The 6,832-nt window shown below is 70.7% G+C and carries 6 protein-coding genes; 1 reads left to right on the forward strand and 5 read right to left on the reverse strand.

The features are described from left to right. Window positions 1-110 precede the first annotated feature (110 nt). Both OOT08_RS06190 and OOT08_RS06195 read right to left on the reverse strand, forming a co-directional pair. Window positions 111-1,043, reverse strand: a complete 933-nt coding sequence (locus tag OOT08_RS06190) for a transporter substrate-binding domain-containing protein (protein ID WP_325091709.1) — start codon at window positions 1,041-1,043, stop codon at window positions 111-113. Window positions 1,044-1,053: 10 nt separating this feature from the next. Then, window positions 1,054-2,346 carry an alpha-hydroxy acid oxidase gene (locus OOT08_RS06195; RefSeq protein WP_325091710.1) on the reverse strand — a complete coding sequence of 431 codons (1,293 nt, stop codon included), beginning with the start codon at window positions 2,344-2,346 and terminating at the stop codon, window positions 1,054-1,056. 87 nt (window positions 2,347-2,433) lie between these two features. Between OOT08_RS06195 and OOT08_RS06200 the strand changes: the two genes are divergently transcribed. Then, window positions 2,434-4,080, forward strand: a complete 1,647-nt coding sequence (locus OOT08_RS06200) for a PucR family transcriptional regulator (protein WP_325091711.1) — start codon at window positions 2,434-2,436, stop codon at window positions 4,078-4,080. Here the strand turns inward: OOT08_RS06200 and purH are convergent. From purH to OOT08_RS06215, 3 genes are all read right to left on the reverse strand, one after another. Beyond that, on the reverse strand, window positions 4,077-5,726 hold the full coding sequence (gene purH / locus OOT08_RS06205; protein ID WP_325091712.1) for a bifunctional phosphoribosylaminoimidazolecarboxamide formyltransferase/IMP cyclohydrolase: 1,650 nt from the start codon (window positions 5,724-5,726) through the stop codon (window positions 4,077-4,079). The two genes, OOT08_RS06200 and purH, sit on opposite strands and share 4 nt — an antisense overlap. Further along, on the reverse strand, window positions 5,714-6,313 hold the full coding sequence (gene purN, locus OOT08_RS06210) for a phosphoribosylglycinamide formyltransferase (RefSeq protein ID WP_325091713.1): 600 nt from the start codon (window positions 6,311-6,313) through the stop codon (window positions 5,714-5,716). The genes purH and purN overlap by 13 nt, the downstream gene beginning before the upstream one ends. Next, on the reverse strand, window positions 6,307-6,832 hold a 526-nt coding region (locus tag OOT08_RS06215; RefSeq protein ID WP_325091714.1), incomplete at its 5' end, for an AAA family ATPase. The genes purN and OOT08_RS06215, both read right to left, overlap by 7 nt.

The raw sequence follows: 6,832 nt of genomic DNA on the forward strand, positions 1-6,832 counted from the left end.
CCGACCGGGATGGCGAAGGCGTTGGATGTCCAGCGTGGTGAGGGTGCGCTGGATCGTGGTCGGAGGTCCGGCCTGCGGAGACTCCGCGGGGTGAGCGGGGGCGGTCATCGTCATCCTTCGGCGGGGGCGTTGACTCGGGCCTCATCAATCGCGGCCTGGGCCATGCCGTACTGGTCCAGCAGTGCGGTGTACTCGTCGCTCGCGGCTACCGCGGTCATTGCCGCGGCCACGGCCTCCGTGAGGCCGGTGTCCCGACGGATGCCCATCCCCACCGGGGACAGCGTGTTCGTGTCGGCGATCTCGATCTTGTCGTTCTGCTTGGCGGCGAAGCTCAGGATGGGCAGATCGGCGTAGACGACGTCGGAGCGGCCGGACAGCATCGCGGTGATGGCCTGACGCGTGTCCTGGAACTGCAGGATTTCGGGGGCCTTGTCCCCGGCTGCCTCGCACTCCTCCACGACCGCGGGAATGCGAGCGGTGAGCTGATAGGAGCCGGTCAGCATCCCGACCCGCTCGCCGCACAGGTCCTTGAGCTGGATCTTTTCCGGGTTTCCCGAGGGCGTCGCGATGGCGCTGCCCATTTGGATGTAGTCCACGAAATCGAGCGTCTCCATCCGCTCCTCGGTCACGGACATCGAGGCGACCGTCATATCGAAGCGATCGGCGCTCAGGCCCGGGATGATCGAGTCAAAGTTCGTGACGACGATCTCGAGCTCCAGATCGAGCGCCCCGGCGACCAGGCGAGCCATGTCCGGGTTGATGCCCGTCATCTCTTTGGTGCCCTCGCGGTAGTACTGGGTCGGCGGTTCGTTGGTGGGCATCGCAACGCGGAGCGTTCCCGACTCCCGCAGGGCCTCGGGAACCAGGTCGACCGCGGCGGCCACCGGAGCGAAGGTCGGGTCGGTGCCCGCGTCGACCGGGGGCGTCCCCTCGTCGGTCGCCGCCGGGGCCGCGCAGCTGACCAGGAGGAACGAGGCGGCCACGGCGGCCAGGAGGGGCAGGGCGCGACGGCGCGAGCGGGACGGGAACTGTTGGGTATACACGGGAGTCTCCTCAGTGAGTATTCGAGTGTTGTGGAGCAGTGGGCAGGAAGGAAGCAGTGTGTCGCACGAGTTCCGGGCCGCGGTCGCGAAGCTCCTGGATGCTGGTGCACCCGATGAGGAACATCGCGCGCTCGATTTCGGCGCGGAAGATCTGGATGCTGTGCTCGACGCCCGCCTGACCGGCGACGGCGAGCCCGTAGAGATAGGGTCGCCCGATCGCGACCGCGGTTGCGCCGAGGGCCAGGGCCTTCACCACGTCGGTGCCGCGGCGCACGCCGCCGTCGACGATGAGTTCGGCTCGACCGGAGACGCGTTGCGCGATTTCGGGCAGGACATCCATCGGGCTGGCCATGTGGTCGAGCTGTCGCCCGCCGTGGTTGCTGACCTGAACCGCGTCGCAGCCGATCTCGGCCGCTCTGACCGCGTCTTCGGGATGCACCACGCCCTTGGCGACGATCCCCCCGTCCCAGCGGGCGCGGAGGTCTTCCATATCGCTCCAGCCCAGGGGGGTGTAGGAGCCACCGAGCAGTTCCTTCCACATCGCGGGCGTGCTGGTGATCCGCCCCGTGGGGGCCTCCGGGGTGAGGTTTGGGAAGGCGATTGCCTCGTTGGCCAGAAAACCCATCGCCCAGGCGGGGTGGGTCATGCCCTCCCAGACGGTTTTGGGCTTGAGTGAGGGCGGGGCGGTGAAGCCGTTGGTGAAGTCCCGCTCCCGCTGGCCGATCGCCCGGGTGTCCAGGTTCACCACCAGGGTGTCGTAGCCTGCGGCGGCGACGCGATCCAGCATGGCCTGCGTGAGCGCTTTGTCCGGGCGGGGTTTGAAGTTGAACCACCGCCGGGCCCCGGGGGCGGCCTCGGCGACCCGTTCGAGCGAGGTGTTGCTCAGGCCCGCGAGGCCGTAGACGATTCCGGCCCGCTCGGCGGCTCGGGCCGCGGCGATCTCCCCCTCGGGGCGGAACAGCCGGGTCCCCCCGGTCGGGGACAGGATCAGCGGCAGGGGGCTCATGCGCCCCAGAATCTGCGTCTGCAGGTCCGGGGCCTCGGTGCTCCCCCAGCGGGGCAGGAACGAGTAGTCGCGGAAGGACTGCCGGTTCCGGGAGAGGGAGCGTTCGTCTTCTCCGCCGCCCTCGATGTAGTCGAACATGCTGCCGGGGAGGCGTTTCTTCGCGCCAGCCCTCAGATCCTCAATCGTCAAGAACCGCCGCGAGAGCCGTTCCGCCGGGGTCTTGGCAGGTTGGGGTCGCTGGATGAGACCAACGAAATCACCGATGCGCACGTGCTGCTCCTTCGTCTTCCACGTCACTGTGTCGTCCTCAGTTTCGAGGGTGCGCAGCCAAAGCGATATAGAGAATTCTCTGGCCTTTTTCTATATTTCTTGTAAGTTCATCCTATGGCCGTTCCCTCCGCGGCGACGCCGCTCACGCTCCGTCGCTGCCTCCGCGTGCTTGAGGCACAGCTCCGCTCGTTTTCCGCCGACCCGGAGCAACTCGGGGCCCCGGTCGCGGGGGTCATCGCCTACGACCCGGCGGACCCGGAGACGTTTTTGGAGGGCCAAATCGTGCTCGCAATCGGGTACGATCCGGGCAGCGAGGCCTTCTTCGAGCTCGCCGAGCGCGCCACCCGCGCCCGGGCCACGGCCGTCCTGGTCAAGGAGGGCCCCGACCGCCCCGAACACTCGCTGCCCGGAGCAGGCCCGATTCCGGTGCTCCTGCTCACCCGGAACGCGGACTGGGGCGGCGTGCTTGCGGTGCTCCGCGGGCTCACCGCGCACGACGGGGCCGCGAGCACGAGCGGCGTCCCCCTGGGAGACCTCTTCGGTCTGGCCCACGCCCTCGCCGAGTTGGCCGGGGGCGCGGTCAGCCTCGTCGACTACCTGGGGCGGGTCGTCGGCTATTCCACCCTCCCCGGCCAGGCCATCGACGACATGCGCCGCCAGTCCACCCTGGCGTTGCAGGAGCCAACGCCCCCCTCTGAGAACCCCACGTATCGCCGGGTGTATCAGAGCGTCGGCGCGCTGTCGTTCCCCGGCTCCGCGCAGCAGCTGCCCCGAGTGGCCATCGCGATCCGGGCGGACGGGGAACCCCTGGGTGCCATCTGGGTGATCAAAACCGACGTCGCGGAACACCCGAGCACGCAGGCCTTCCTGGCCGCCGTTGAGCCGCTGGTCGCGCTGCACATGGTGCACGCGCGGCAGGCGGGGGCGGACAGCGAGTTACGCAAGACGCACCTGCTGCGAACCCTGTTGGAGGACCCGGGGCACAGCTCACCGGCCTCAGAGCAGTTGGGGCTCGTGCACGGCCAGCCGCACACCGTCATCGCGTTCGCCCTGCGGGATCACTCCCGGGACCCCTTCGTCGGCCCCGAGCGGCGGCTCCTGCACCTGGTCCGGGTCAGCGCCGAGACCGCGTTCCCGCGGTCGGCGAGCGCGCTGCTGGGCTCAATGGTCGTGCTCGTGGGGCAGGGCGCAGACGACGCCGCGATCGGCTATTTCACCGCGAGAACGGTACAGCTGACCTCCCAGGCCATCGGGCTTCGAGCCTCGGCCGGGATCGGCCGGGTCGCGCAGACGCTTCCCGCGCTGGGCGACAGTTACCGGCAGGCGATTCTCGCCCTGCGCACCCGCCAGAAGCCGCTCGCGATCGGGGCGTCCGCGCACGAGGCGGCTGCGGACAGCGTTTCCTTCGATGAGGTGCGCACGCAGCTCGGGCTCCTCGCCGCCGGGGAGGCGATCCGCCAGGGAGGCTACTCGGACGATGACGCCATCACCGCGTTACTCGCCGAGGATGAGCGCACGGATGGCCCGCTCTCCCAGACGCTGCTGACCTTTCTCAATCAGCACGGCAGCATCCGGCACACCGCCGAGGAGCTCCGGGTGCATCAGAACACCGTGCGCTATCGCCTCGATCGGATCAGCGCCGACTTCGGCATCCGCCTCGACCAGCCCCTCGACCGGTTGTGGGCCTGGCTGCGCCTGGTCACCCTGGGCGAGCGGGCGCTCCCCCGGCGTCATGCCGAGCCGGGGGAGCCCATCGCCTAGTGGAAGAAGTGCCGCTCGCCCGTGAGGTACATCGTAACCCCGGCGGCCGCGGCGGCCGCGATGACCTCCTCGTCGCGGACCGAGCCGCCCGGCTGTACGACGGCGCGGACGCCCGCGTCGAGGAGCACCTGGAGGCCGTCAGCGAAGGGGAAGAACGCGTCGGAGGCGGCGACGGAGCCCGCCGCGCGCTCGCCCGCGCGGGTCACCGCGAGGTGGCAGGAGTCGACGCGGTTGACCTGGCCCATGCCGACGCCGACGGAGGCGCCGTCGTTGGCGAGCAGGATCGCGTTGCTCTTCACCGAGCGGCAGGCGCGCCAGGCGAACTCCAGGTCCGCGAGGGTCGCCGCGTCGGCGGGCTCGCCCGTGGCGAGCGTCCAGCCCGAGGAATCGAAGGCGTCGAAGGTGTCCGGCTCCTGGAGGAGCAGGCCGCCGGAGATCTGGCGCAGCTCGACCCCGCCGCGCGCGAAGTCCTCCGGCAGCTCCAGCAGGCGCAGGTTCTTCTTCGGGGCCAGAATCTCGCGGGCTTCCGGGGAGAAGCTCGGGGCGACGATGACCTCGGTGAAGATGTCCTTGACCGTGGTGGCCATCTCCGCGGTGACCTCGCGGTTGGCGGCAATCACGCCGCCGAAGGCGGACAGCGGGTCGCAGGCGTGGGCCCGGCGGTGCGCCTCGGCGATCGCGTCCGCGGTGCCCTCGGCGACCGCGGCGATGCCGCACGGGTTCGCGTGCTTGATGATCGCCAAGGCGGGCTCGGCGAAGTCGTATGCGGCGCGCAGCGCGGCGTCGGCGTCAACGTAGTTGTTGTACGACATTTCCTTGCCCTGCAGCAGGGTGGCCTGGGCGATGCCGCGGCCCGCTGGCACGGTGAACAGCGCCGCGCGCTGGTGCGAGTTCTCGCCGTAGCGGAGCACCTGCTCCTTGCTCGCCGGGAAGTTCACGGTCGTCGCCGACAGGGGCTCGTCCGCGCTGAACAGGCTGTCCAGGCCGCGGTCGGCCGCCGCGCGCAGCTGCTGCGAGGCGTCCTCGGCGAGGAACCACTGCGCCACCGCGGCGTCGTACTCGGCCGTGTGGGTGAACGCCAGCGAGGCCAGGTCGCGGCGCTGGGCCAGCGTCGTGCCCTCGGCGGCGAGCGCCTGGATCACATCGCGGTAGCTGTCGGGCGAGACCACGATGGCGACGTTGGCGAAGTTCTTGGCCGCGCCGCGCACCATCGAGGGGCCGCCGATGTCGATGTTCTCGACGACGTCCGCGGCGGGCGCGCCGGAGGCGACGGTCTCGGCGAAGGGGTAGAGGTTCACGACGACGAGGTCGAAGGGGGCGATGTCGAGGCGCGCGAGCTGGGCGCGGTGGTCGGCGAGGCGCAGGTCGGCGAGGATACCGGCGTGCACGGCGGGGTGCAGGGTCTTCACGCGGCCATCGAGGCACTCGGCGAAGCCGGTGACGGCGGCGACGTCGGTGACGGGGAAGCCCGCGTCGCGGATCGTGGCGGCGGTGGAGCCCGTGGACACCATCTCGACGTCCGCGGCGGCGAGCGCGGTGGCGAGCTCGATCAGGTCGGTCTTGTCGCTGACCGAGAGCAGGGCTCGCCGGATCGGGACCAGGTCGCGTGCTTCGTACAGGCTCGGGTCGTGGCTCAGGACGGCCATTCGTTCAGCTCCTCAAGGATGATCTTCTGGGTGGCAATGTCGCGGACCACGTCGACGAGGAGCGGGCGCTCCAGCGTCTTGATCCGCTCGTGAAGTTCGGCTTCGCTCTCGCCCGGGCGCACGTCGACGGCGGCCTGGCGAATCGTGGGGCCCGTGTCGACGCCCGCGTCGATGACGTGCACGGTGACCCCGGTGCGGGTGGCCCCCGCGGCGAGGGCGTCGCGGACGGCGTGCGCGCCGGGGTAGAGCGGCAGGAGCGCGGGGTGTGTGTTGATGAGGTGGGGGCTGAGCGCGCTGACCACGTTCGGGGGCAGGATGCGCATGAGCCCGGCGCTGACGACGAGGTCGGGGGTGTGCGCGCCGATCTCGGCGAGGAGCGCCTCGCCCCAGGCGGGACGGTCGGCGAAGTCCGCGGGGCGGACGGTGAAGTGGGGGATGCCGCGCTCGCGGGCGTAGGCCAGTCCGGCGGCGTCGGTGTCGGAGCCGACGGCGACGATCTCGGCCGGGAACCCCGGGGTGGCCGTGGCCTCCAGCAGGGCGAGCAGGTTCGAGCCACCGCCGGAAATGAGGACCACGATTCTCAGCACGAAACGAGTGTACCGGGTTCTTCCGGGCCAGAATCGTTGTCAGACAACAGCCGGGCGCGGTCCGCGGTGACCCGGATGATCCGGTCACTGCGCTCCGCGGGTCGGTTCCTGGCGAGGTGCTCGGCCTCCTGCGCAGCCCAGGCGTCCCAGTGCGGGCGGAAGAGCTCTCCGTCGCGGCGAAGCGCCCGGTCGCGACGCAGTCCTTCCGGGGCGTCCACCCAGATGGTCAGCGCCGCGAGGGGCGCGCTGTCCCGGGTGGTGGCCCCGCAGCCCTCGATCACGATCGGGCGGTCGGGCGCGAGCCGGTGCCACTCGGCCAGCGCCTCCGCGGCCCAGTCGTAGCGCTGCCAGCGCCCCTCGCGCAGCAGGTCGGCGACCTGGGCTGAGGCCGCGGCGAGGCCCTGCCAGCCCGGGTAGAGGTCATCCAGATGCACCACGTCCGCGCCGAGCGCGTCGGCGAGCGCCGCGGCGAGGGTGGTCTTCCCGGATCCCGCGCGCCCGTCGATGAGGATCGCTCCG

It is taken from the genome of Leucobacter sp. M11 (assembly GCF_035726885.1).
GTDB lineage: Bacteria > Actinomycetota > Actinomycetes > Actinomycetales > Microbacteriaceae > JAPFRB01.